Raw genomic sequence first — 23,009 nt, forward strand, 5'->3', positions numbered from 1 at the left:
CCGGCGGGGAGGGGAGTTCGGCGGACAGGGCGTCCAGCGTCCGGCGGGCGGTCCGGGTGCGGTGGGGCGGGAGGGCCGCAGGAGGCCCGTGGACCGTAGGCCTGCGTGCAACTCGGCGAGGGGCGGCCCGGACGTCGGCATGGTCCCGCACCTGGGACAGTCCGGCGGGCCGGGCGAGCGCCGTGCGGACCGCCTCGGCGAGCGGCGGAAGAGGAGGCGGGGAGGCTGGGGAGGCGGGCCCTGCCCGGCAGCCTCGGAGGACGCTTCCGAGGTCCGCAGTCCGCCGGGCCGGCCCGCCTCGACGGCGCCCCGCAGATGCAGGGCGACCACGGCCGCCGTGACGGCGGCGCGGGGTCCGCCCCGCAGCAGCGCGACCTCGTACGGCCGGAGCCGGATCGATGCGCCTGTGCTCATGACGACCCCCTGGGACGGGACCCGCCGCCCCCGTGCCGGCGGGCCCCGCGTGACCACAATGTGCCCACGCCCGGCCCCTGTTGAAGCCCTTGAACCATGTTCAGAGGTTGATTTGAGGTTGTCGTACCCGGCCTACGCCTCGTTCGTACTCCGGCCTACGCCTCCTGCTGGCCGTGGTGCTCCGACAGTCCCGGCCAGTCGTCGGGGCCGCCGCCCTGCCATTCGATGAGATCGCCTTCCTCCACCTCGACGCGGTCCAGGTCGGCGAGGCGGAGGATCTCGACGACATCGTCGAGGTGCGTGGCGATCCCCAGGGTGGCGTCGCCCGAGGTGACCCGGCGGGAGCCGTCCAGGGCCGGCGGGTGGACCACGATGTGCGGGTGCTGCGTCCGATTGCCCATGCCCTCAGATTCCTGCGGGAGCGACCCGTCCGCACGCCGGGGCGGGCCGGGCGACCGGGCAGACCGGGCGGGGCCGGCGCCGGCAGGCGTGCGGGTGCCCGCCGTCCGCGCAACGCGGCGCGCTCCCCGGCGCGACCGGTCACGGCCTCGCGGGGGAGCGCAGGGAGAGTCGGGAGGCTGTTCGGAAGGGACAGGGACCGCGGCGGATGCGACGGAGCCGGGGCGTCCTCCCTCAGGTCGAGAGGAGCGCCACGTTCCTTCACCACCGCACTGGCTCGCACGCCGCCGCGGCTCCTGTCCCCTCGCCCGTTCCGCACCGCGATCACCCCTCATCCGGATCACCGGTGCGGTCGGGCCGCGCCCTGGACCATGACGCTCCGTCAGGTCGGGGGCGCGAGCCGGGGGTTCGGTCCTCGCTCAGGCACGGACCGGATCCTCCACGCGCTCGCCGTATGCGGGATCGCGGCGTGGAAGGGGCTGGATTCCGGGCGGCGCCGTCGCCTGGGCGCGACAGGACAGATGTCAGCGGCGGCGCCGCCCGGAAGTCTGGGGGAGGTGTTACAGCTGGGCGCCGGAAAGCCGTTCCACGGCTCGCAGCAGCGCCGAGTGGTCCAGGCCGCCGTCGCCCTGCGCGCGCAGGCTCGCGACGAGCTGCGCGACCACGGCGCCGACCGGCAGGGGCGCGCCGACGGTGCGGGCGGCGTCCGTGACGATGCCCATGTCCTTGTGGTGCAGGTCGATGCGGAAGCCCGGCGTGAAGTCGCGGTTCAGGAAGTTGTCCTTCTTGCGCGTCAGCACGGTCGACCCGGCCAGTCCGCCGTTGAGGACGTCCAGCGCGGCCTTCAGGTCCACGCCCGACTTCTCGAGGAAGACCACGGCCTCGGCGCACGCCTGGATGTTCACGGCGACGATCAGCTGGTTCGCCGCCTTCACCGTCTGGCCCGAGCCGTGCGGCCCGCACAGCACGATCGTCCTGCCGAGCGCCTCGAAGAGCGGCTCGGCCTGGTCGAAGTCGGCCTGCTCGCCGCCGACCATGATGGACAGCACCGCCTCGACCGCGCCGGCCTCACCGCCGGACACCGGCGCGTCCAGGACGCGGATGCCCTTGTCCTTCGCCGCCCTCGCCAGGTCGACCGAGGTCCGCGGGGTGATGGAGGACATGTCGATCAGCAGGGTGCCGGGGCGCGCGTTCTCCAGGATGCCCTCGGGGCCGTACGCGATGGCCTCGACCTGCGGGGAGGCCGGGACCATGGTGATCACGACGTCGGCGGCGCGGACGGCCTCGGCGATCGAGCCGGCCGGGCGTCCGCCGGCGGCGGTCAGCCGGTCCAGCTTCTCCTGCTCCAGTGTGTAACCGGTTACCTCGTAACCCGCCTTGATCAGGTTCTCGGACATGGGGGAGCCCATGATGCCGAGGCCGATCCAGGCGATCTTGGGGAGGTTGCTCATGATGGGGTGCCTCTCGGTACGGGGATGTTCAGCGGGCGGCGCGGACCCAGGGCCTGCCTGGCGCTACCGGGGCAGCCAGTCGAATGCCTCCGCGCTCGGACGGTCGCCCGGCTTGTACTCCAGGCCGACCCAGCCCTGGTATCCGGCCTTGCCGAGCCGGTCCAGCAGGTCCTCCAGGGGCAGCGAGCCGGTGCCCGGCGCGCCGCGGCCCGGGTTGTCGGCGATCTGCACATGGCCGGTCCTGGACGCGTACCGGTCGATCACCGAGGGGAGGTCCTCGCCGTTCATCGACAGGTGGTAGAGGTCCATCAGGAACCGGGCGTTTCCGAGACCGGTTGCCGCGTTGACCTTGTCGACGACGCCGACGGCCGCCGGGGCCGACACCAGCGGATACCGCGGCGACTCGGGCTCGTTCAGCGCCTCGATCAGCAGGATCGCGCCGATCCGGTCGGCGGCCCGCGCCGCGAGCACCAGGTTCTCCAGCGCGAGCGCGTCCTGTTCGGCCGGGTCCACGCCCTCCACGCGGTTGCCGTAGAGCGCGTTGAGCGCCGTACAGCCCAGGGACTGCGCGAAGGCGGCGGCCACGTCGATGTTGGCGCGGAACCTCTGCGACTCCTCGCCCGGGACCGACAGGGCGCCGCGGTCGGGGCCGGGCAGCCGTCCGGCGTAGAAGTTCAGGCCGGTGAGCCGGACGCCCGCGTCCTCGACCGCCGCTTTCAGCGCGTCGAGTTCGGACTGCTCGGGGGTGGGGGAGTCGACCCAGGGCCACCACAGCTCGACCGCGGTGAAGCCGGCCGCGGCGGCGGCCGCGGGGCGCTCCAGGAGCGGGAGTTCCGTGAAGAGGATCGACAGGTTGACGTTGAAGCGCTGCTCTGCGAATCCCATGGGGTCCGGCGCTCCCTTCCGTGGATGGCTTCCGCCTCGGCCTATATTCCGTATTGCGGAAGTTACTTTCTGCTTATTGGAAGATTGCCGTCGGGGGTCGCGGCTTGTCAAGAGGTGCGGCGGAGACGGGACCCCGGCGCCCCCCTGACCGACCCGCCGGTCGGTTAAGGTCGGGGTCCGGGAGCCGCCCCGATGGTTCGTCCGCGCGTCGGCGGGTCGCGCCCGGACCGCCCTCCTCGGTGAAGGCGGTTGTGAAACGCGCAGGTCAGGCAGGTCAGAGAGGTAGGGGGCGCGATGCGACTGAGGGTTGAGTTCACCACCGAGCCCTTCGATCTCGACGAGGCACCCGCGCACGCGCTGGTCGCCCGCGAGGTCGTCGAGGGCGCCGACCTGGACGCCGTGGACGTGGGCCCCTTCGGCAACACCGTGGAGGGTGGTGCCGACGCCGTGCTGGGCGCGGTCGACGCCCTGCTCCGCAAGACCCTGGAAGCCGGTGCCACCCGGATCTCCCTCCAGGTCAACGTCCTCGGGGAGGGTGAATGACCGGGTCCGGGCAGGAGTCCTTCATCGCCGCCGTGAAACCGCTGGTCGACGCCATGGGCGGGGAGCTGGTCCCGCCGGACGAGGCCGGCCCCGACGACGTCGTGCTGTCCTGGGAGGGCGCCGACGCCGTCGCCGTACGGCTGCCACAGCTCGCCGATTCCCTCGACCACATCCTGGCCGCGATGGAGCGCAAGAAGGGCAAGCCCCTCGCCGATCTGGACCGCAAGGCCAAGCAGGAGGTCGTACGGATACTGGAGGCGCGCGGCGCGTTCTCCGTGCGGCACGGCGTGGAGACCGTGGCGAGCGCTCTCGGGGTAAGCCGTTTCACCGTCTACAACTACCTCAACCGCGAGAAGGGGAGCTGAGCGGGCGTCCGTGACCCCGCGGGGGGTTCCGGGTTTCGTTACGCGGAATTTTCAACAAAGTGTTGACTGGTTGTCGCGGGTAGGCGTTAGCTAGCCGCAGTCCGATCAGCACGAAGGCCGTTCACGGCCACGGAGGCTCCCGTGACGTCGACTTCCCCGCCCCCGGGACTGGCCCGGTTCAACGCCCTCGAAGAGTCCGCGGCCCTCGCCGCACTCCACGAGGCCTGCGCCTCCACCACCTGGGCGAAGCACCTGCTCGCGGCCCGTCCCTACGCCACCGCCGACGACCTGTACGCCGCCGGCGACGCCGCCATGGCCGAACTGACCGCCGCGGACCTGGACGAGGCGATGGCCGGGCACCCGCCCATCGGCCGCCCTCAGCCCGGCGACCCGACCTCCGCCCGCGAGCAGCGCGGCATGGCCGGTGCCTCCGAGGAACTGAAGGCGCAGATGCTCGAACTGAACCTGGCCTACCAGGAGAAGTTCGGTCACGTCTTCCTGATCTGCGCCACCGGCCGCACCGGCGAGCAGATGCGCGACGCCGTGCGGGAACGGCTCGGAAACACGCCGGAACGGGAACGGGAGATCGTCCGCACCGAGCTGGGCAGGATCAACCGCATCCGCCTGGCGCGCCTCGTCGAAAACGATGGGGCCGGATGAGCCGGACTCGGCCGACCACCAGGTGACCGAGGACGACCGAGCCGACCGAGGACGACCGAGCCGACCGAAGAGGACGCCCGTAACCATGAGCACCAGCACCACCGCCTCCGTGTCCACGCACATCCTGGACACCAGCGTCGGCCGCCCCGCCGAGGGTGTCGCCGTCCACCTGTCGTCCCGCGCCGGCCGGGACGCGGACTGGCAGGCGCTGGGCGGTTCCGCGACCGACACGGACGGCCGGTGCAAGGACCTGCCGGCCCTGCCGGAGGGAACCACCCACGTACGGCTCGACTTCGCCGTGGAGCCGTACCTCGAGAAAACCGCGAAGAAACAAGCCGATGCGCAGCAGGACGCCCCCGCGAATCGGGACAGCGGACCGGGCGTGTTCTTCCCGGAGGTGGCGATCACGTTCGCCGTCGTGCCGGGCGAGCACTACCACGTACCGCTGCTGCTCAACCCGTTCGGCTACTCCGTTTACCGAGGGAGCTAGCTAGATGCCCACCTTTCTGGGACAGAACCAGTACGGCAAGGCCGAGAACCGAGTCGTCAAGATCACGCGGGACGGCGCCACCCACCACATCAAGGACCTCAACGTCTCGGTGTCGCTGAGCGGCGACATGGACGAGGTCCACTACTCCGGCTCCAACGCCAACGTCCTGCCGACCGACACCACGAAGAACACGGTGTACGCGTTTGCCAAGGAGCACGGCATCGAGTCCGCCGAGCAGTTCGGCATCCACCTCGCCCGCCACTTCGTCACCTCGCAGGAGCCCATCCACCGGGCCCGCATCCGCATCGAGGAGTACGCCTGGGAGCGGATCGAGACCTCCGGCGCCCGCGCCGAGGAGGCGGGCGCCGACGAGGCGAAGCACTCCTTCGTCCGCCAGGGACAGGAGACCCGGCTCACCCAGATCACCTACGACGGTGAGTCCTGGGAGGTCGTCTCCGGCCTGAAGGACCTGGTCGTGATGAACTCGACGGACTCCGAGTTCTGGGGCTACGTCAAGGACAAGTACACGACGCTCCCCGAGGCCTACGACCGCATCCTCGCCACCCAGGTGTCCGCCCGCTGGCGGTTCAACTGGACCGACGACGGGCGGGAGATGCCGAACTGGGAGGAGTCCTACGAGCAGACGAAGAAACACCTGCTCCAGGCTTTCGCCGAGACGTACTCCCTCTCGCTCCAGCAGACGCTGTTCCAGATGGGTTCGCGGATCATCGACCACCGCGACGAGATCGACGAGGTCCGTTTCTCCCTCCCGAACAAGCACCATTTCCTCGTGGACCTGGGACCGTTCGGGCTGAAGAACGACACCGCCGACGGAGCTGTGTACTTCGCCGCCGACCGGCCCTACGGCCTGATCGAGGGGACCGTCCTGCGGGACGGCTGTGAGGCCCGCATACCGGTGGACCTCAGCAACCTCTGACCCATCCGTTCTCCACCGCGGCACCCGTGACCGGGGAGACGGGAACGGATGAGGAAACGGTTGCTACGCCCGCTTCCGCACCCGTACCCGCCCCGGACACGGCACTCAAATCACCCGGGGTCCTGCCGTGCCCTCTCCCTCTCAGCGCAAAGGACGAACCATGGCAGCAGACCGGCGCATCGTCATCGAGAACTGTGCGATCGCGACCGTCGACGCCCACGACACCGAGCACGCAAGCGGTTACGTCGTCATCGCCGGCAACCGCATCGAGGCGGTCGGCGCGGGGCCGGCCCCGGAAGGTCTGGAGAACGTCGCCCGCCGCATCGACGCCACCGGCCACCTGGTCACGCCCGGTCTGGTCAACACCCACCACCACTTCTACCAGTGGATCACCCGCGGCCTGGCCACGGACCACAACCTGTTCGACTGGCTGGTCGCGCTCTACCCCACCTGGGCCCGCATCGACGAGCCGATGGTCCGCGCCGCCGCGCAGGGCTCCCTCGCGATGATGGCCCGCGGCGGCGTCACCACCGCCATGGACCACCACTACGTCTTCCCGCACGGTTCCGGCGATCTGTCCGGCGCGATCATCGGCGCCGCCCGCGACATGGGTGTGCGCTTCACCCTGGCCCGCGGTTCCATGGACCGCAGCGAGAAGGACGGGGGCCTGCCCCCGGACTTCGCCGTCGAGACCCTGGAGGGCGCCCTCGCCGCCACCGAGGAGACCGTACGGCAGCACCACGACGCCTCATTCGACGCGATGACCCAGGTCGCCGTGGCCCCCTGCTCGCCCTTCTCCGTCTCCACCGAACTCCTTCGCCAGGGCGCCGAGTTGGCCCGCCGTCTCGGCGTACGCCTGCACACGCACGGCTCGGAGACGGTCGAGGAGGAGAAGTTCTGCCACGAGCTGTTCGGCATGGGCCCGACCGACTACTTCGAGTCCACGGGCTGGCTCGGCGAGGACGTGTGGATGGCGCACTGCGTCCACATGAACGACTCCGACATCGACGCCTTCGCCCGCACGAGGACCGGTGTCGCACACTGCCCGTCCTCCAACGCGCGGCTCGCGGCGGGGATCGCGCGGGTGCCGGACATGCTCGCGGCCGGTGTCCCGGTCGGCCTCGGTGTCGACGGTACGGCGTCCAACGAGTCCGGCGAACTCCACACCGAACTGCGCAACGCCCTCCTGATCAACCGCCTCGGCGCCCACCGCGAGGCCGCCCTGAACGCCCGCCAGGCGCTGCGCCTCGGCACGTTCGGCGGCGCCCAGGTCCTCGGCCGGGCGAGCCAGATCGGCTCGCTGGAGCCGGGCAAGCTCGCCGACCTGGTGCTGTGGAGGATGGACACCCTCGCCCACGCCTCCATCGCCGACCCGGTGACCGCGCTGGTCCTCGGCGCGGCGGCCCCGGTCACCGCCTCCTTCGTGAACGGCCGCCAGATCGTCGAGGACGGCCGGCTGCTCACCGCCGACGAGGACGCGATCGCCCGCGCGACACGCGAAGAGGCCCGGCGCCTGGCGCGGATCGCCGCCGAGGGCTGACCCGTTGAGACTCCGGCCGGGAGGGACGGCTCCCGGCCGGTGGCCCTGGACCCGCAAGGGTGCACGGCGGCCGTGACCGGGGCGCGTGCGGACGCGCGCGCCCCGGAACGGTCACCCCTACCGTTTCCCGCGGTTACCCACCGCTTCCTGCAGTTTCTCGCCGTTCCCGCTGTTCTCGCTGTTCTCGCTGTTCCTAGCCGTTCCCATCGGCCCACTTTTTCCACCGTTTCCACCGTTTCCCCGGTCCCGCACGACCGTGCACCACCTCCATGAAACCCACGCCAGAGCTGCCGTGTAACCGACCGGAGGAGAGCCGCCGTGTCCGCCCAACCACCCGCCGCGATAGCCGAACCGGCCACCCCGCCCGTCCACCCCGTGGACGAGAAACTCCCCGCCCTGAAAATGGCGACAAGCGGTCTCCAGCATGTTGCCGCCATGTACGCCGGAGTCGTCGCCCCGCCGCTGATCGTCGGCGCGGCCATCGGTCTGACCGGCACCGAACTCACCTTCCTCACCGGCGCCTGTCTCTTCACCGCGGGTCTCGCGACCTTCCTCCAGACGCTGGGCATCTGGAAGATCGGCGCCCGTCTGCCCTTCGTCAACGGCGTCACCTTCGCCGGTGTGGCCCCCATGACGGCGATCGTCGCCTCCACCGAGGACAAGTCCGACGCGCTGCCCATCATCTTCGGCGCGGTGATCGTGGCGGGACTGCTCGGCTTCCTCGCGGCCCCCGTCTTCTGCAAGGCGGTCCGCTTCTTCCCGCCGGTCGTCACCGGCACCGTGATCACCCTCATCGGCGTCTCCCTGCTGCCGGTCGCCTTCGGCTGGGCGCAGGGCCCGAACCCGGCGGGGAGCGACTACGGCTCGGCGACGAACCTCACCCTCGCGGGCGTCACCCTGTTGCTGGTCCTGCTCCTGCGCCGCTTCACCCGGGGCTTCGTCAAGCAGATCGCCGTGCTGCTCGGCCTGGTCGCCGGAACACTCGTCGCGATCCCCTTCGGCGTCACGGACTTCGGGCCGGTCGCCGCCGCGGACGTGGTCGGCTTCCCGACGCCCTTCCACTTCGGCGCCCCGCAGTTCCAGCTCGCGGCGATCCTGTCGATGTGCGTGGTGATGGTGGTGTCGATGACCGAATCGACCGCCGACATGCTGGCGTTGGGCGAGATCGTCGACCGTCCGGCGGACGAGAAAACGATTGCGGCGGGCTTGCGGGCCGACACCCTCGGCTCCGCGCTCAGCCCCGTCTTCAACGGCTTCATGTGCAGCGCCTTCGCCCAGAACATCGGCCTGGTCGCGATGACCCGGATCCGCAGCCGGTACGTCGTCGCCACCGGTGGCGCCTTCCTGGTCCTGATGGGCCTGTGCCCGATGGCCGCCTCGCTCATCGCCGTCGTGCCGCGCCCGGTTCTCGGCGGGGCGGGCGTGGTCCTGTTCGGCTCTGTTGCGGCAAGCGGTATCCAGACCCTTGTCCGGGCCGGCCTGGAGAAGGACAACAACGTGCTGATCGTTGCCGTCTCCCTCGCCGTCGGCATCATCCCGATCACCGCGCCGGGTTTCTACCACGCTTTCCCGGAGACGGCACGGATCGTCCTGGACTCGGGCATCTCCACGGGATGCGTGGCGGCCGTCCTGCTCAACCTCGTCTTCAACCACCTCGGCAGGACCGTCGACGCCCAGGACGTGACACATCCGATGGAGGCCGGCGAGGAGATCACCGGGGCGACCCGGGCCCCTGCCACGCCATGAGGTGAGCGAACAGTTCGGCCTGCTCGAGGGCGTCGTCCAGAGCGTGATGCGTGTGACGGCGCCTCGGCAGCAGTTCCGCCGGCATGGACCGCTTGGCCACCGCCCGCAGCGGCACCCCGGCCTTCGTGGCGTAGAGCGTCTTCATGTCCAGGCATCCCGAGTGCCCGAAAGGGCTCTCGCCGGTGAAGCGGATCAGATACCAGTACAGGAACGTCCAGTCGTACGACGCCGGGTAGCCGCACATCACCGGCTGCGCGCCCTCGCTCACCTCGCGCACCCAGCGGGTGAACCGACCGAGAGCCAGGGCGGGTTCGAGTCCCTCGGTGCGCAGGCGCTCGCGGTCCAGGCCGCTCACGGCGAGCGCCTCGGGGACGAAGACGTCGCTGATGGGACGCAGTTCACGGTAGAAGGTTCGCGCCTCGGGGTCGGCCGCGGTGAACCCGTCGGCGTCCTGAACCCCGGCGACGGCGGCGCCCAGGCTCAGCATCGAGTAGGGGCCGGGGATCGGGCCGTCGGCCTCGATGTCCACGGAGATGTAGAGGCTGGGTCTGCTGCGTCGGACGGCCATGGGACCGGAGCATCGCAGGCCGGCGGCGATCCGCGCATCCGTATTCCGGCCGGCGGTGGCCCGCATCCGAACCCGGACCGGCGGCAGCCTGCCCGCCTCCGCCTTCGCCTCCGCCTCCGCCTTCGCCCCCGCCCCCGCCTTCGCCTCCGTACGATTCAGCGAGGTGCGGGCGCCTCGCACGGCGTGGCCCTCGGCAGCCGTCCCGTGAAGAACGCCCTCGGCGGCACACCCATCAGGGTGCGGAAGCCGGCCGTCATGTCTGACTGGTCGTAGTAACCGGTTGCGGCGGCGAGTCTTGGCCCACGAGGCGCCGGCCGCGTGGGTCAGGACGTGCCGTACGCGGTGGCCAGGGCGGGCCGGGTCAGCCCGCGTCCCTCGTCCGCGGCGTCCGCAGCACCGCCGCCGCCAGTGCCAGGGCTGCCGCCGCGATCACCGTCGCCACCCGGAAGGCCAGTTGGTAGCCCTCGGCCGTGGCCGGGAGCGGGGCGGTGCCGGTGGCGAGGAGGGTGTCGGTGTGCTGGGCCGCCAGCGTGGACAGCACGGCCAGGCCCAGGGAACCGCCCACCACCTGGGTGGTGTTGAAGAGGCCGGAGGCCAGTCCGGTGTCCTCCTCCCGTGCCCCCGACATCGCGAGGCCGGTCAGCGCGGGCATCGCGGCGGCGAAACCGGCCGCCAGCAGCAGCATCGGCGGGAGGACGTCCGCCGCGTACGAGCCGTCGGCCGGGGCGCGGCCCAGCAGCGCCATCCCCGCGGTGATCAGGACCAGCCCGGCGAGCAGGACCCGGTACGCGCCGAAGCGGGCGATGGTCCGGGCGGACAGGCCGAGCATCAGCAGGCCGATCGCGACCGGGGCCGGCAGGAAGGCCGTACCGGTGGCCAGCTCGCCGTAGCCGAGGACGCGTTGCAGGTACAGGGCGCCGATGAACTGGAAGCCGTACATCGTGGCGATCATCAGGATCTGGACGGCGTTCGCGCCGCTGAGGAGCCGGGAGCCGAACAGCCGCAGGCGGAGCAGGGGGCGGGCGGTGCGGGCCTGGCGCAGGACGAAGCCGGCGAACAGGGCGGCGGCGAGCAGGGCCAGGAGCGCGGTGGCGGTGGCTTCGCGGTCGCCGGCGCCGACGATGACGTACACGGTGAGCATGAGGGCGCCGGTCACCAGGGCGGAACCGGGGTAGTCGGCGCCCTTGCCGAGGCCGGCGCCGTCGTCCGGGGCGAGGACGCGCACGGCGGCGAACAGGGCGAGCACGCCGATCGGCAGGTTGATGAGGAAGATCCACTGCCAGGTGAGGAGTTGGGTCAGCGCCCCGCCGAGGAAGGTGCCGAGCGCGCCGCCCGCCGCGCCCACGGCGCTGAACACCGCGATGGCGCGCGCCCGTTCGCGCGGCTCGGGGAACAGGGCGACCAGCATCCCGAGGACGACCGCCGAGGTCATCGCCCCGCCCATGCCCTGCAAGGCACGGGCCGCGATGAGCACGCTCTGCCCGGTGGCCACCCCGCACAGCACGGACGCCACCGTGAACACGGCCAGGCCGGCCGTGAACATCCGCTTGCGGCCCACCAGGTCGCCGAGCCTCCCGGCCAGCAGGAGCAGACCGCCGAAGGGGATGAGGTAGGCGTTGACGACCCAGGCCAGGCCCGGACCGCTGAAGCCGAGGTCGCTCTGAATGGCGGGCATCGCCACGGTGACGACGTTGCCGTCCAGGATCGTCATCAGCGTGCCGGCGCACAGGACGACGAGGGACGCCCAGCGGGAGTACGTTCGGGGGTGTGACATCCGGTCCGGTGCCCGGTTCGGCGTCCGGTCCGGTGTCCGGTTCGATGAGTCGACCGTGGTGGACATGGTCTGCCGGCCTCCGCAATCTCCGTAGTAACGATACGTGCCCTTGGTGCACGTCTTGTAACGGAGACCATCGTGAGTGACCCTGGAGGGAGCCGTAAGGAGGCAGTCGGATGTCCCAGAGGAACACCGGTGTTACCCCGCAGGTGGTGAACGCGCACGCGTGCCCGGTGCGTGAGGTTCTTGACAGGGTCTCGGGCAAATGGAGCGTGCAGATCCTTGTCGCGGCCGCGCACGGCCCGATCCGCTTCACCGAGCTGGAGCGCGGCATCGAGGGCATCAGCCGTCGCATGCTGACCCTGACCCTGCGCAACCTGGAGCGCGACGGACTCGTCACCCGCACCGTCCACCCGACGGTGCCGCCGAAGGTGGAGTACGAACTGACTCCGGTCGCACGCGAGTTGCACGAGACCCTGCTGCGCCTGACCGGCTGGGCCGAGCGCAACAGGGTCTACATCGCCGAGTCCCGCGCGGCCTACGACTCCGAGCACGACCGGGAGTTGGCCGACGCGTAGGCTTCCCGGGGGCTTTGTCGGTCAGAGTCCGAACAGGCTCGGGTCGGTCGCCAGTTCCTTGAAGTGGTCCTGGGGGTTGGCGACCATCCGCCGCGCCTTCAGGTCCAACAGGCCGCCGACCGCGGAGAGTTCGGCCGCGACCGTGCCGTCCGTCCTGCGGATGATCTGCTCGATGCGGAACGTCTTGCCGCCGCCCCACTCGAAGGCGCACGTCACGTCGACCTCGTCGCCCGCGAGCAGTTCGCGCTTGTAGCGGATGGTCGTCTCCAGGGCGACCGGCCCGATGCCGCGGCCGATCAGCCCGGCCTGGGTGATGCCCGCGGCCTGGAGCAGTGACCAGCGCGCGTGCTCGGCGTAGTTGATGTACACGCTCTGGTTGAGATGGCCCTGCATGTCGGTCTCGTATCCGCGCACGGTGACCCGCACGGAAAACGGCTCGCTCACGGCTTCCCCTTCTCGTCGACGAGCACAATCGATGCCCTGTCCACCGATCTTGGCACGCCGTCACACCCGGCGCGGGGAAGCCAGCAGATAGCGCGTTCTGCTCCGGGGATCGGTGTGCTCGCTCGCGTGCCAGCCCGCCTTCTCGAGGGTCGCGGCGCAGGCCCTCAGCGTCCCGTCGTCCGGCCCGCGCACGGCGACGGCGTCCGGCTGCGGCGTGGCGCGCACCCGGTAGCCGTCGGTGCCGGGCCTGTCGGCGTCCGGCCCGTCGCTGTCCCCTCCGGCGGGCCGGTGTCCGGCCGCCTCCAGGGCGAGCGCGGCCGCCTGCACCAGATGCGTACGCTCCCAGCCGCACGGACGGTCCACCGCCCCGTCCGGATTGGTCATCCGGCGCAGCTCCAGCAGCCCCTGCCAGGCACTGTGCACCTCCCGCACCCGCGACGGCCCGCCGTAAGGCGGCTCCTCCTCGCCGCCGACCCGCGCCGTGAACACGCCGGTCTCCGCGCGCGGGGCGGCGACCGCGGCGGCGGGCTCGGCCTCGGGCTCCGCCTCCCGTAGCCGGTGCCCGGCCGGGGTGAGGAAGTGGTCGTGCGGCGGACGCGGGTGCCGGAACGCGAGGCCGCGCCCGACCAGCGCGGCGAGCTGCGCCTCCGTGCCCCGCAGACGCCCGGTGACGGGATCTGCGGCGTCGATCACACGCCGCTGGGCGGCGGTCGGCGGTCGTGTCACGGCCTGCTCCCTCCGGGCGACGGTACGGCTGTCCGGTACGGCCGTCCCACCGCTACGAAGGCTACGACCCGGCACTGACAACCGGCTCCGGCCGCCGGTGCCCCCGCCCGCCCCTCAGGTCCCCGGCCGGATGTTCCACCCCGCGATCACCTGTCTGCCGTGCTCGGTGCCCAGCCGGCACAGCGTCCCGGTCGCCAGCTGGAACAGCGCCCCGGCCGACGGCGGCAGGCCCAGCCTTCGCGCCGTGAGCACCCGCAGGAAGTGCCCGTGCGCCACCAGCACCACGCACCCCTCCGTGTTGGCGAGCGCCGCGTCCACCTTCGCCAGCACCCGGTCGGCCCGGTCCCCGACCTGCTCCGGCGTCTCCCCGGGATGCCCCGGCGGACCCGGCACGACACCGTCCGTGAACAGGAACCAGCCCGGCCGCTCCCGCTGGATCTCGACGGTCGTGACGCCCTCGTACCCGCCGTAGTCCCACTCCTTGAGGTCCGCGTCGACCTGCACCCCGTGCAGCCCGATCAGCTCCGCCGTCTCCCGCGCCCGCTGGAGCGGACTGGAGAACGCGGCGCCGATCCGATGCGACCGGATGAGCGGCACCAGATGCCGCGCCTCCTCCCGGCCGTGCTCGGTGAGCGGGACGTCCGTCAGTCCGGTGTGCCGGCCGGAGCGCGACCACGCGGTCTCTCCGTGCCGGACCAGGAAAAGATCACCCATACCGCACAGGCTGGCACAGGCGTGCGCCGACGCCCCGCAGCGCGGGGCGCCGGTCTGTCGTACGTCAGTGGTCCGCGGCGTACGAGACGAACGCGGCCCACTCCGAGGCGGCGAAGGAGAGGTGAGGGCTGAGGTGGTTCCTTCCTACTGTCGGTAACCGCTCAGGAAACGCCCGATCCGGCCGATCGCCGCCTCCAGGTCCTCCGCGTGCGGGAGGGTGAGGATGCGGAAGTGGTCGGGGGTCGGCCAGTTGAAACCGGTTCCCTGGACGACCTGGATCTTCTCGCGCAGGAGCAGGTCCAGGACGAACTTCTCGTCGTCGTGGAGGGGATGGACCTTGGGGTCGATGCGCGGGAAGGCGTACAGCGCGCCCTTGGGCTTCACGCAGGAGACGCCGGGGATCTCGTTGAGCTTCTCCCACGCGATGTCACGCTGGTCGTGCAGCCTGCCGCCCGGCGCGGTCAGTTCGCGGATGGACTGGCGGCCGCCGAGCGCGGCCTGGATGGCGTACTGCGCGGGCGCGTTGGCGCACAGGCGCATGGAGGCCAGCATGGTGAGGCCCTCCAGGTAGTCCCGCGCGTGCTGCCTGGGACCGGTCACCACGAGCCAGCCCGAGCGGAAACCGGCTACCCGGTACGTCTTGGAGAGGCCGCAGAAGGTGAGGACGACCAGGTCGGGGGCGAGCGCCGCGGCCGAGTGGTGCACGGCGTCGTCGTAGAGGATCTGATCGTAGATCTCGTCGGCGAAGACCATCAGGCCGTGCCGGCGGGCGAGGTCGAGGATGCCCTCGATGATCTCCTTGGGGTAGACCGCGCCGGTGGGGTTGTTCGGGTTGATGATGACGACGGCCTTGGTACGGTCGGTGATCTTGGACGCCATGTCGTCCAGGTCCGGGTACCAGTCGGCCTGCTCGTCGCAGAGGTAGTGGACCGCCTTGCCGCCCGCGAGCGTGGTGACGGCCGTCCACAGCGGGAAGTCGGGGGCCGGGATGAGGAACTCGTCGCCGTCCTCGATCAGCGCCTGTACGGCCATGGAGACCAGCTCCGAGACGCCGTTGCCGAGCCAGACGTCGTCGACGTCGACCTCCAGGCCCCGGTCCTGGTAGCGCTGGGCGACCGCCCGGCGGGCCGTGAGGACGCCGCGCGAGTCCGTGTAGCCGTGGGCCCGCGGGAGCATCCGGATCATGTCCTGGAGGATCTCCTCCGGCGCCTCGAAGCCGAAGAGCGCGGGGTTGCCCGTGTTGAGGCGCAGCACGCTGTGCCCCGCCGCCTCCAGTGCGTTGGCGTGCTCGATCACCGGGCCGCGGATCTCGTAACAGACCTCGCTGAGCTTGTTCGACTGCCGGAACTCCATGCGCCCCTCCGGTATCTGGTGTTACTTGGTTTTACCAAGTTCGAGCTTGGAAAGTCCAACGACATGTCTAGACTGCGTCGCATGCCACCTCGCCGAAGCTACGACCAGTACTGTTCCGCCGCCCGCGCCCTCGACACCGTCGGCGACCGCTGGACCCTGCTGATCGTCCGGGAGCTGCTCGCCGGCCCGCGCCGCTACACCGACCTGCACGCCGACCTGCCGGGCGTCAGCACGGACGTACTCGCCTCACGGCTGAAGGACATGGAACGCGACGGACTCGCCACCCGGCGCCGGCTGCCGCCGCCCGGCGCGGCCAGCGTCTACGAACTCACCGGACGCGGCCGCGGGTTGCTGCCCGTGCTCCAGGCGCTCGGCGCGTGGGGGCAGGCGGAACTGGGGGAGCGCGGGCCCACCGACGCGATCCGCGCGCACTGGTTCGCACTGCCCCTGCTCCGCGCCCTGGAAGGTGAGGGACTCGTCGAGGTCCGGTTGGACGAGGGCCACTTCCATCTCTTCGTCGGCACGGACGAAGGGCCCGTGTACGGCCACGGGGCCGCCCCCGGTGAGGCCGACGCCCTGCTCGTCATGGACACCGCCACCTGCACGTCCGTGGCCCAGGGCGAGCTGAGCCTGGTCGACGCCGTGCGCGCCGGGCGTATCGCGGTGAGCGGCGGGGGCGCCCTCGCCAAGGGGCTGCGGGAGGCCTGAGAAACACGGAAGGCCCGCACGAAGCGGGCCTTCCGAGCGGGCGTCAGGTGCCCGGTGGCAGCTGCCTCGGCCGTCCCGGACCGCGGGTCAGGGCGTACCCGCCGATTCCGGCGAGCGCGGCCAGCACGCCGCCGATCCCGGTCCACACCCAGCGGTCCGACCACCAGCCGGACGACCAGCCGTCGTCCGGCTCGATGCTCGACAGCACGGCGGAGGCCGACGAGTCGTCCTCGTCCTCGGCCGACGACTTCACGGCGATGCCCGGCACCAGGGGCTCGGCGAGCGAGCCGTCCACCGCCGCCGAGCCCCCGATGTCCTTGGAGTCGACCCGCAGTTCGGCGCCGACCGGCAGACCGAGGTCGGCCGTCTCGAGACCGACGACCGTCAGCCGGACGTAGTACGTGCCGGGCAGCGGGTCGTCGGCCCACGGCTCCGACCAGGCGCGGACCGTGCGCAGGACGCAGGCCAGCTCCAGCGAGGCGGTGCCGGGGGCGGCGGTGCGGGTCTGCGCGCCGTACTGGCAGGACTGGCGGCGCCGCAGACCGTCGTACACGTCGACCTGCCAGGTCTGGCCGGCGTGCCCCTCGGGCAGCTTCACCTTCGCCGTCACGGTGGGCCGTTGGCCCGCGTCGGCCGGGAACGACCAGTACAGGTAGTCGCCCGCGGAGCCGCTCGCGGTCGCCGTCCGGCCCTGGTCGACCTCCGTCGCCGTACGGAACGACGTGCCGGCCGTCGTGGGCGCCGAACCGTCCTCCGACGGGCTCGCGGACGGGGTGGAGTCGGCGGCCGCCGGGGCGGCCGCGAGGCCGAGCGCCAGCAGGGTCGTGCTCACAACACGGGTGATACGCATCAGTTGGTCCTCCAGACCGCGACACGCCAGCGCGACAGCCAGCCCCACAGGACGCCCGCGAGGAAGCCGGCCAGCACCAGGGCGCCGAGCAGCCACCAGCCGCGGCCGAGACCGAACGAGGCCACGTCGCTCGCCGGCGACGGCCCGTCGACCACGTCCACGGTCAGCTCCAGCGGCATGCCCGGCGTGGTCTTGACGCCGGCCGCCGCCGAATAGGAGTTGGTCACCTGCACGCACACCGTCTCGGCGGGCGCGTCGTCGTCGTCGCTCTCCGCCTTCGGGTAGCGCAGACCGGTCGAGATCACGTCGGTTCGGCCGTTTCCGGCCGCCTCGCCGCGCACGATCTCCCGGCCGTGCACCGTCACCGCCCGCACCAGCACCCCGTAGTCGGGGTTCATCGCCCGGTCCGCCGACACGCTCACCGAGGCCCGCAGCTCCTTGCCCGGGTCCAGGTCCACGCGGTACCAGCGTTCCTGGCCGAACTCCTCACGGTCGGTGTACAGGCCCGACTCCAGCGTCGGCGCCTTCGCGCAGGAGTCCGCGCCCTGGGTGGCGACCGGGGTCACCACGGGGTCGGCCGCGCGGTCCACCAACTGGTTCACCTTGTCGGTGAGTTCGTCGGTGTGCTCCACCGACGTGTACGTACCGCCCGTGGCCTCGGCGATGCAGCTGAGCTGCTGACGCATCCTCACGTTCGGCACCAGGCCGAGGGTGTCGATGGTCAGGCCGATGCCCTTGGCCGCTATCTCGCGGGCCACCTCGCACGGATCGAGCGGGGCGCAGGTGTCCTCGCCGTCGCTGATCAGCACGATCCGCTTGGAGCCGGTGCCCCCGTCGAGGTCCTCGGCCGCCTTCAGCAGGGCCGGGCCGATCGGGGTCCAGCCGGTGGGCGTGAGCGTGGCCACCGCGGCCTTGGCCTCGGTGCGGTCCAGCGGGCCCACCGGGTAGAGCTGCGCGGTGTCCTTGCAGCCGGTCTTCTGGTCGTCGCCGGGGTAGTTGGCCCCGAGGGTGCGGATGCCGAGCCGGACCTCCTCGGGGGTCGCGTCCAGCACCTCGTTGAACGCCTGCTTGGCCGCGGCCATCCGCGACCCGCCGTCGATGTCCTTCGCCCGCATGGAACCGCTGACGTCGAGAACCAGGTTGACCTTGGGCGCATTGGCTGTGGTCTCGTCGGCGACCGCCCCGGCCGGGAACGCGAGCCCGGCCGTGAGCGCGGCGAGCAGGGCGCACAAGCCCGCCGCCAGCCGTTGTGTTCTGATCATCGGCGGATCCTATTGATCAGAGGTGTCCCGCTTCAAAACGTGATCAGAAACCCCGGGACACGGAAGGGTTGGGCAGCCGCGCCCACAGGTCCCCGGACCCGCCCGGCGAAAGCCGCATCAGGGTCAGCGCCTTCACCGGCACCGGCTCCTCGCACAGCGCCCGCAGGTCCTCCGTGTCCGGCACCTCCGGTACGGCCGCCGCCAGCGCCGTGCCCAGCGCCTCCCCGCTGCCCGCGGTGGCCGCCAGCGCGCCCGCCACCAGCGAGCCGAACAGTTTCCGGCGCAGCGCCGTCACGTCGTCGGTGAGGATCCGCGCCGGCAGCTCGGGCGCCGTCACACCGTGCCGCGCGAGGCGCGCCGGGCTGACCCGGATATCGGCGAGGTCGCGGTAGACCAGCCGCACGGGCGCCCCCGACGCCGACAGCACGACCAGCAGGTTCTGGCCGTGTGCCTCCAGCGCCACGCCCTGCTCCAGCAGCCGCAGCCCCACGGTCAGCGCCAGCCGGGCGAACTCCGCCGACCAGGCCGGCGAGGAGGCAAGTTCCGTGGCGGCGAGGGCGGCCACCGGGACGACGTGCTCGCCCGGACCCGCGTACACGGCGGGGGACTCCCGCAACACGGCGGCCAGATCGGGCGAGTCGGCCGTGACCGCGCCCAGCGAGCGGGTCATGTGCAGCAGGCCGTCCGTGCGTTCCGCCAGGCTCTCCGCGAACGACGACAGGGCCGCGGAGGCGGCGACCGAGCCCACCGAGATGTCCCGTACCGACGACGTCAGCCGGGCGCTCAACGCCGTCTTCACGTGCGGGCCGCCCGGCACCGCGAGCGTGCGCAGCGACATCAGCGGATGCGCCGCGAGCCCTTGCGCGCACGAGCGCTTCAGCACATGCGCCGCCTGCCACGGATGCACCGGGATCACCAGCCGTCGCCCGTCCCGCAGTTCGGCGGGCCATTCGCCCGAGACGAGGCACTCGTCGGCGGGAACCGGCAGCAGGCCCAGCCGCACGGCCGGCGGCCGGTGCTCCGGCCCGTAGGCCAGCTGCTCGGCCACCGAGAAGCCGGGGCGGGAGCGGCAGTTGGGGTGGTACGGGTGCCCGTCGACCACGCGCTGCTCCCACTCCCAGTCGTGCGCGGGCCACTCCTTCGCACCCGGCGTGCCCGGGTCGCCGGGGCCGCCGGGTTCCTGTCCGGCCCGGGACAGCGCCAACGACGCCGTACTGTGCGCCAGTTCGGCGGCGAGGCCCCCGCCGTACGGCACGGCGAGGTCCGTCATCAGCCGCGCGGGATCGTCGTACGCCGTCCCGGCCAGGTCCACGGCCGTCACGTAGGCGGCGGTGGCGTACGGGTCGGCGTGCGGGCCGTGCAGCCGGCGGCCGTCGGCGAGGTGCAGCGTCAGACCGTCCCGGCCCGGCGCCCGGCGTACGACCCACGGCAGCGGCTCGTGCGCGAGCGCCCGCCACAGACGGGTCAGCACGGCCGCGCGGGCACCGGACAGCTCGGCCGCGAACCGCGCGGCGAGCGCGGGGCGCACGGCGGCGAGATCGGCGGCCAGCTCGGCCTCGGCGGTGGGGGGACGGTGCACGGGCGGGCTCCTCGGGTACGGGTCGGGTACGGCGCGGGTACGCGCGGGGCGTCACGGACGGGTCGTGACCACAGCGATACTGATCGTCTCCGCCCGCAAGAACCGTAGGGAACGAGTGGAACGCGTGGTTCTCATCCCCCCACCCGCCGGGTCGGCGTCGCCCGCCGAGCCCGACGCGCCGGCCGACGCCGTCGGACGAGGCGGCGACGCCGCAGCGCAGGACGCCGTCGCAGCGCAGGACGCCGTCGCCGCGCGGGCCGACGCCCTGGCGGCCGCGCCGCTGCTCAACTGCCTGCTGCGGGAGGTGGCCGAACCCGAAGCGGCCGAACAGCAGGTGGCCGAACAGCAGGTGGCCGAACAGCAGGTGGCCGAACCGCAGGCCCGGCGCGGCGCACGGCAGGTGCACCGGCTGCCCTCCGGCCGCCTGCTGCGCGTGCGCGGCACCCGGCGGCCCGCCGAGCCCGAGGTGCGCGCGGACGGCGCCTGGCACCGCCTCGACCACCGCGGCCTCGTCGACCTGGTCGCCACGGAACTGCGCCACCACACCGGCCTCACCAACCCCGGGCTGCCCGCCGAGATGCTCGACAGCCGGGACGCGGTGGCCGCGCTGCTCGCCGCACGCGCGCGTGCCACCCCGCCCGGGGACCCCTACCTGCGCTCCGAGCAGTCCCTCCTCACCGGCCACCCCCACCATCCCGCCCCCAAGACGCGCGGCGGCGGCCCGCCCGGCGGCTGGCTGCCGTACGCGCCCGAGGCGTACGCCCGCTTCCCGCTGGTCCTGCTGGGGCTGCGCGAGGACACCGTGGTGGAGGACGGCGACACCGCCGCGCTGGACGCCCTCGGCGAGGCCCCGCCCGGCTACCGGCTGCTGCCCGCCCACCCCTGGCAGCTCGACCTGGCCCGCACCGCGCTCGCCCCCGCCTTCGCCGACGGCCGCCTGGTCCGGCTCGGCACCACGCCCTTCGACACCTGGCCCACGGCCGCCGTGCGCACCCTGTACGCACCCGAGCGGGACCTGTTCCTGAAGTTCAGCCTCGACGTGCGCATCACCAACGACGTCCGCCGGCTCTGGCGGCACGACCTGCTGAGACTCCGCCGGACCGACGCGGCCGCCACCCAGGCCCTCGAGTCCGCCGACGGCACCGCCGCCTGGCTCAGCGACCGCGGGTACCGCACCGCGGGCTTCGCGTTCGAGGAACTCGCCGTCATGGTCCGCGACGGGCTGCACGGGCACGTCACGCCGGGCACGACGCCGCTGCTCGCCGCGGGCCTCGTGGAGGGCTTCGAGGGCAGTCCGCTCGCCGGCACGGCCGACCCGGCGGACTGGTGGGAGGCGTATCTGGCCGCCGTCGTCCCCCCGGCGCTGGCCGCCTTCGCCGACCACGGCGTCGTGCTGGAGGCCCACCTCCAGAACACACTCGTCGCCGTCGACCGCGCCGGACGGCCCGTACAGGCCCTGTTCCGGGACGCCGAGGGCGTCAAGCTGCTGCCGGAGACGGAGCGCGCGGCGGGCTGGGAACGGCTCGTGTACTGCCTGGTCGTCAACCACCTCACCGAGGTCGCCGCCGCCCTGGCCGACCACCACCCCGGCCTGGACCCCTGGCCCGCCGCCCGCCGCGAGCTGGCCCGCCACGACCTCCCCGAGGTCCACACCCTCCTCGCGGCGCCCACCCTGCCCGGCAAGACCAACCTCCTGCTGCGCTGGACGGGGGCGGACGGCGCCGACGCCCGCTACCTGCCCCTGCCCAACCCCCTGGCCGGCACCTGACCTGAACTACGCTGGCCGATGTGCTGCGCGACGTGACTGCTGTTCGATACGTGACCCCGCTGAGGTCCGGCGGCTCTGTGCCCGCGGTCGTGGAGGCCGACGACCTGGGGACGTACGTCGTCAAGTTCACCGGCTCCGCGCAGGGCCGCAAGGCGCTGGTCGCCGAGGTGGTCGTGGGTGAGCTGGCGCGGGCCCTGGGGCTGCGCTTCCCCGAGCTGGTCCTGGTCGACTTCGACCCGGCGATCGCCGCCGACGAGGCCCACCAGGAAGTCCGCGACCTGCACGCCGCCAGCCGGGGCGTCAACCTCGGCATGGACCACCTGCCGGGCGCACGGGACTTCACCCCGGACATCGCCGAGGTGTTCCCTGTGGACCCCCTGGAGGCCGGCCGGATCGTCTGGCTCGACGCCCTCACCGTCAACGTCGACCGGACCGTCCACAGTTCCAACCTCATGGTGTGGCCCACCCTCGGCACCGTGCCCCCGCGCCTGTGGCTCATCGACCACGGCGCCGCCCTCGTCTTCCACCACCGCTGGGACGGCTCCGACCCGGCGAAGAGGTACGACTTCCGCCACCACGCCCTCGGCCGCTACGCCCCCGACGTACGGGCCGCCGACGCCGAACTGGCGCCCCGGGTGACCGGGGAGCTGCTGCGGGGCATCCTGGCGGAGGTGCCGGACGCCTGGCTCCTGGACGAGCCCGCCTTCGCCACCGCCGACGAGGCCAGGACGGCGTACGTGCACCACCTCCACGCGCGCGTGGAGGCCTCCGCGGCCTGGCTGCCCACGGACTTCCCCACGCGCGACGAACTCGCCGCCGAAGAGGCCCGGCGGGCCGCGAAGACCCGGCAAGGACGGCCGGACTGGCTCAAGCAGGTCCCCGACCTGCACGGCAAGCCGGCCGCGGAACAGGATTGGTCGGTACACCTCGGATGACGCACCCCCGGACGACGGACACACGGCCCGAAGAGGGCGACCCGCAGCGGGTCGAGATCGAGTACTGCACCCAGTGCCGCTGGCTGCCTCGCGCGGCCTGGCTGGCACAGGAGCTGCTCACCACCTTCGAGGCGGAGCTGACCGAACTGGCCCTCAAGCCGGGCAAGGGCGGCGTCTTCGTGGTCCGGGTGAACGACGAGGTCGTCTGGGACCGCCGTGAGCAGGGCTTCCCGGAGCCGACCGCGGTCAAGCGGCTCGTCCGCGACCGAGTGGCCCCGGGGAGGTCCCTGGGCCACTCGGACAAGCCGGAGTGAGCTCTC

The 23,009-nt window shown here is 72.3% G+C and carries 25 protein-coding genes and 1 pseudogene; 13 read left to right on the forward strand and 13 right to left on the reverse strand.

Features of this window, described 5'->3' with window-relative positions:
• Positions 1–569 precede the first annotated feature (569 nt).
• From ACFWJX_RS01000 to ACFWJX_RS01010, 3 genes are all read right to left on the reverse strand, one after another.
• Positions 570–815: a hypothetical protein gene (locus ACFWJX_RS01000; protein WP_383234869.1), complete on the reverse strand. Its 246-nt coding sequence runs from the start codon at positions 813–815 to the stop codon at positions 570–572.
• 558 nt (positions 816–1,373) lie between these two features.
• Positions 1,374–2,264 carry a 2-hydroxy-3-oxopropionate reductase gene (locus ACFWJX_RS01005; RefSeq protein ID WP_383234872.1) on the reverse strand — a complete coding sequence of 297 codons (891 nt, stop codon included), beginning with the start codon at positions 2,262–2,264 and terminating at the stop codon, positions 1,374–1,376.
• Positions 2,265–2,327: 63 nt separating this feature from the next.
• Positions 2,328–3,149, reverse strand: coding sequence for a TIM barrel protein (locus tag ACFWJX_RS01010; RefSeq protein WP_383234875.1), 822 nt, complete (start codon positions 3,147–3,149; stop codon positions 2,328–2,330).
• Between the two features lie 294 nt (positions 3,150–3,443).
• Here ACFWJX_RS01010 and ACFWJX_RS01015 point away from each other — a divergent pair, with 294 nt between their 5' ends.
• The 7 genes from ACFWJX_RS01015 (at position 3,444) to ACFWJX_RS01045 (ending at position 9,430) form a co-directional block, all read left to right on the forward strand.
• The gene (locus ACFWJX_RS01015; RefSeq protein ID WP_383234878.1) at positions 3,444–3,692 is read left to right on the forward strand and encodes a hypothetical protein; all 249 of its coding nucleotides are present in this window, start codon (positions 3,444–3,446) and stop codon (positions 3,690–3,692) included.
• Positions 3,689–4,057 (forward strand): helix-turn-helix domain-containing protein, encoded by a 369-nt coding sequence (locus tag ACFWJX_RS01020; protein WP_252548153.1) that lies wholly within the window; start codon positions 3,689–3,691, stop codon positions 4,055–4,057. The genes ACFWJX_RS01015 and ACFWJX_RS01020 overlap by 4 nt, the downstream gene beginning before the upstream one ends.
• 141 nt (positions 4,058–4,198) lie before the next feature.
• Positions 4,199–4,717 carry a 2-oxo-4-hydroxy-4-carboxy-5-ureidoimidazoline decarboxylase gene (gene uraD / locus ACFWJX_RS01025; protein WP_383234881.1) on the forward strand — a complete coding sequence of 173 codons (519 nt, stop codon included), beginning with the start codon at positions 4,199–4,201 and terminating at the stop codon, positions 4,715–4,717.
• 85 nt (positions 4,718–4,802) lie between these two features.
• Positions 4,803–5,207, forward strand: a complete 405-nt coding sequence (uraH, locus tag ACFWJX_RS01030; RefSeq protein ID WP_383234884.1) for a hydroxyisourate hydrolase — start codon at positions 4,803–4,805, stop codon at positions 5,205–5,207.
• Between the two features lie 4 nt (positions 5,208–5,211).
• Positions 5,212–6,144, forward strand: a complete 933-nt coding sequence (gene pucL / locus ACFWJX_RS01035; protein WP_383234887.1) for a factor-independent urate hydroxylase — start codon at positions 5,212–5,214, stop codon at positions 6,142–6,144.
• A 160-nt stretch (positions 6,145–6,304) separates the two neighbouring features.
• Entirely contained in the window at positions 6,305–7,684 is a 1,380-nt protein-coding gene (locus ACFWJX_RS01040) for an 8-oxoguanine deaminase (RefSeq protein ID WP_383234890.1), read from the forward strand.
• A gap of 402 nt (positions 7,685–8,086) precedes the next feature.
• Complete coding sequence (locus tag ACFWJX_RS01045) at positions 8,087–9,430, forward strand: nucleobase:cation symporter-2 family protein (RefSeq protein WP_383235896.1); 1,344 nt, start codon at positions 8,087–8,089, stop codon at positions 9,428–9,430.
• Here ACFWJX_RS01045 and ACFWJX_RS01050 read toward each other — a convergent pair.
• Positions 9,396–9,998 (reverse strand): 3'-5' exoribonuclease domain-containing protein, encoded by a 603-nt coding sequence (locus ACFWJX_RS01050; protein ID WP_383234892.1) that lies wholly within the window; start codon positions 9,996–9,998, stop codon positions 9,396–9,398. The genes ACFWJX_RS01045 and ACFWJX_RS01050 overlap by 35 nt on opposite strands.
• A 55-nt stretch (positions 9,999–10,053) precedes the next feature.
• On the opposite strand from ACFWJX_RS01050, the gene ACFWJX_RS01055 reads away from it, so the two are divergent.
• Positions 10,054–10,206, forward strand: a complete 153-nt coding sequence (locus ACFWJX_RS01055; RefSeq protein ID WP_383234894.1) for a hypothetical protein — start codon at positions 10,054–10,056, stop codon at positions 10,204–10,206.
• Here ACFWJX_RS01055 and ACFWJX_RS01060 read toward each other — a convergent pair.
• Positions 10,154–10,340, reverse strand: a pseudogene (locus ACFWJX_RS01060) (AraC family transcriptional regulator); the annotation flags it as partial. The gene ACFWJX_RS01055 and the pseudogene ACFWJX_RS01060 sit on opposite strands and share 53 nt — an antisense overlap.
• A 19-nt stretch (positions 10,341–10,359) precedes the next feature.
• Positions 10,360–11,709 (reverse strand): MFS transporter, encoded by a 1,350-nt coding sequence (locus ACFWJX_RS01065; protein ID WP_383235898.1) that lies wholly within the window; start codon positions 11,707–11,709, stop codon positions 10,360–10,362.
• Between the two features lie 239 nt (positions 11,710–11,948).
• On the opposite strand from ACFWJX_RS01065, the gene ACFWJX_RS01070 reads away from it, so the two are divergent.
• Positions 11,949–12,350 carry a winged helix-turn-helix transcriptional regulator gene (locus ACFWJX_RS01070; RefSeq protein ID WP_383234897.1) on the forward strand — a complete coding sequence of 134 codons (402 nt, stop codon included), beginning with the start codon at positions 11,949–11,951 and terminating at the stop codon, positions 12,348–12,350.
• Between the two features lie 21 nt (positions 12,351–12,371).
• Here the strand turns inward: ACFWJX_RS01070 and ACFWJX_RS01075 are convergent, their stop codons facing one another.
• The 4 genes from ACFWJX_RS01075 to ACFWJX_RS01090 all read right to left on the reverse strand — a co-directional run bounded on the left by ACFWJX_RS01075 (position 12,372) and on the right by ACFWJX_RS01090 (position 15,587).
• Positions 12,372–12,794 (reverse strand): acyl-CoA thioesterase, encoded by a 423-nt coding sequence (locus ACFWJX_RS01075; protein ID WP_383234899.1) that lies wholly within the window; start codon positions 12,792–12,794, stop codon positions 12,372–12,374.
• A 60-nt stretch (positions 12,795–12,854) separates the two neighbouring features.
• Positions 12,855–13,520 carry a hypothetical protein gene (locus ACFWJX_RS01080; RefSeq protein ID WP_383234902.1) on the reverse strand — a complete coding sequence of 222 codons (666 nt, stop codon included), beginning with the start codon at positions 13,518–13,520 and terminating at the stop codon, positions 12,855–12,857.
• A gap of 114 nt (positions 13,521–13,634) precedes the next feature.
• Positions 13,635–14,234 (reverse strand): histidine phosphatase family protein, encoded by a 600-nt coding sequence (locus ACFWJX_RS01085; RefSeq protein ID WP_383234905.1) that lies wholly within the window; start codon positions 14,232–14,234, stop codon positions 13,635–13,637.
• Positions 14,235–14,378: 144 nt separating this feature from the next.
• Positions 14,379–15,587: a pyridoxal phosphate-dependent aminotransferase gene (locus ACFWJX_RS01090; RefSeq protein ID WP_383234907.1), complete on the reverse strand. Its 1,209-nt coding sequence runs from the start codon at positions 15,585–15,587 to the stop codon at positions 14,379–14,381.
• An 81-nt stretch (positions 15,588–15,668) separates the two neighbouring features.
• Between ACFWJX_RS01090 and ACFWJX_RS01095 the strand changes: the two genes are divergently transcribed.
• Positions 15,669–16,295, forward strand: coding sequence for a winged helix-turn-helix transcriptional regulator (locus tag ACFWJX_RS01095; protein WP_383234910.1), 627 nt, complete (start codon positions 15,669–15,671; stop codon positions 16,293–16,295).
• 43 nt (positions 16,296–16,338) lie between these two features.
• Here the strand turns inward: ACFWJX_RS01095 and ACFWJX_RS01100 are convergent, their stop codons facing one another.
• The 3 genes from ACFWJX_RS01100 to ACFWJX_RS01110 are packed head-to-tail and all read right to left on the reverse strand — an operon-like array spanning position 16,339 to position 19,986.
• Complete coding sequence (locus tag ACFWJX_RS01100) at positions 16,339–17,145, reverse strand: hypothetical protein (RefSeq protein WP_383234912.1); 807 nt, start codon at positions 17,143–17,145, stop codon at positions 16,339–16,341.
• Positions 17,145–18,407, reverse strand: coding sequence for a VWA domain-containing protein (locus ACFWJX_RS01105; RefSeq protein WP_383234915.1), 1,263 nt, complete (start codon positions 18,405–18,407; stop codon positions 17,145–17,147). The genes ACFWJX_RS01100 and ACFWJX_RS01105 overlap by 1 nt, the downstream gene beginning before the upstream one ends.
• A 43-nt stretch (positions 18,408–18,450) precedes the next feature.
• Complete coding sequence (locus ACFWJX_RS01110) at positions 18,451–19,986, reverse strand: IucA/IucC family protein (protein WP_383234918.1); 1,536 nt, start codon at positions 19,984–19,986, stop codon at positions 18,451–18,453.
• A 115-nt stretch (positions 19,987–20,101) separates the two neighbouring features.
• On the opposite strand from ACFWJX_RS01110, the gene ACFWJX_RS01115 reads away from it, so the two are divergent.
• Genes ACFWJX_RS01115 through ACFWJX_RS01125 form a run of 3 tightly spaced genes read left to right on the forward strand, consistent with a single transcriptional unit; the run spans position 20,102 to position 23,003 of the window.
• Positions 20,102–21,754, forward strand: coding sequence for an IucA/IucC family protein (locus ACFWJX_RS01115; protein WP_383235900.1), 1,653 nt, complete (start codon positions 20,102–20,104; stop codon positions 21,752–21,754).
• A gap of 20 nt (positions 21,755–21,774) precedes the next feature.
• The gene (locus ACFWJX_RS01120) at positions 21,775–22,689 is read left to right on the forward strand and encodes a HipA family kinase (RefSeq protein ID WP_383234921.1); all 915 of its coding nucleotides are present in this window, start codon (positions 21,775–21,777) and stop codon (positions 22,687–22,689) included.
• Positions 22,686–23,003, forward strand: coding sequence for a SelT/SelW/SelH family protein (locus ACFWJX_RS01125; protein WP_383234923.1), 318 nt, complete (start codon positions 22,686–22,688; stop codon positions 23,001–23,003). The genes ACFWJX_RS01120 and ACFWJX_RS01125 overlap by 4 nt, the downstream gene beginning before the upstream one ends.
• The last annotated feature ends 6 nt before the right edge of the window (positions 23,004–23,009 follow it).

The organism is Streptomyces sp. NPDC058335, assembly GCF_042723915.1.
Lineage (GTDB): Bacteria > Actinomycetota > Actinomycetes > Streptomycetales > Streptomycetaceae > Streptomyces.

Coding starts and splice junctions, on each gene's coding strand:
- pucL (WP_383234887.1), top strand. CDS start 5,212: ATGCCCACCTTTCTGGGACAGAACCAGTACGGCAAGGCCGAGAACCGA.
- ACFWJX_RS01010 (WP_383234875.1), bottom strand. CDS start 3,149: ATGGGATTCGCAGAGCAGCGCTTCAACGTCAACCTGTCGATCCTCTTC.
- ACFWJX_RS01065 (WP_383235898.1), bottom strand. CDS start 11,709: ATGACGATCCTGGACGGCAACGTCGTCACCGTGGCGATGCCCGCCATT.
- ACFWJX_RS01000 (WP_383234869.1), bottom strand. CDS start 815: ATGGGCAATCGGACGCAGCACCCGCACATCGTGGTCCACCCGCCGGCC.
- ACFWJX_RS01020 (WP_252548153.1), top strand. CDS start 3,689: ATGACCGGGTCCGGGCAGGAGTCCTTCATCGCCGCCGTGAAACCGCTG.
- uraH (WP_383234884.1), top strand. CDS start 4,803: ATGAGCACCAGCACCACCGCCTCCGTGTCCACGCACATCCTGGACACC.
- ACFWJX_RS01085 (WP_383234905.1), bottom strand. CDS start 14,234: ATGGGTGATCTTTTCCTGGTCCGGCACGGAGAGACCGCGTGGTCGCGC.
- ACFWJX_RS01050 (WP_383234892.1), bottom strand. CDS start 9,998: ATGGCCGTCCGACGCAGCAGACCCAGCCTCTACATCTCCGTGGACATC.
- ACFWJX_RS01090 (WP_383234907.1), bottom strand. CDS start 15,587: ATGGAGTTCCGGCAGTCGAACAAGCTCAGCGAGGTCTGTTACGAGATC.
- ACFWJX_RS01040 (WP_383234890.1), top strand. CDS start 6,305: ATGGCAGCAGACCGGCGCATCGTCATCGAGAACTGTGCGATCGCGACC.
- ACFWJX_RS01070 (WP_383234897.1), top strand. CDS start 11,949: ATGTCCCAGAGGAACACCGGTGTTACCCCGCAGGTGGTGAACGCGCAC.
- ACFWJX_RS01045 (WP_383235896.1), top strand. CDS start 8,087: ATGGCGACAAGCGGTCTCCAGCATGTTGCCGCCATGTACGCCGGAGTC.
- ACFWJX_RS01095 (WP_383234910.1), top strand. CDS start 15,669: ATGCCACCTCGCCGAAGCTACGACCAGTACTGTTCCGCCGCCCGCGCC.
- ACFWJX_RS01100 (WP_383234912.1), bottom strand. CDS start 17,145: ATGCGTATCACCCGTGTTGTGAGCACGACCCTGCTGGCGCTCGGCCTC.
- ACFWJX_RS01015 (WP_383234878.1), top strand. CDS start 3,444: ATGCGACTGAGGGTTGAGTTCACCACCGAGCCCTTCGATCTCGACGAG.
- ACFWJX_RS01105 (WP_383234915.1), bottom strand. CDS start 18,407: ATGATCAGAACACAACGGCTGGCGGCGGGCTTGTGCGCCCTGCTCGCC.
- ACFWJX_RS01005 (WP_383234872.1), bottom strand. CDS start 2,264: ATGAGCAACCTCCCCAAGATCGCCTGGATCGGCCTCGGCATCATGGGC.
- ACFWJX_RS01125 (WP_383234923.1), top strand. CDS start 22,686: ATGACGCACCCCCGGACGACGGACACACGGCCCGAAGAGGGCGACCCG.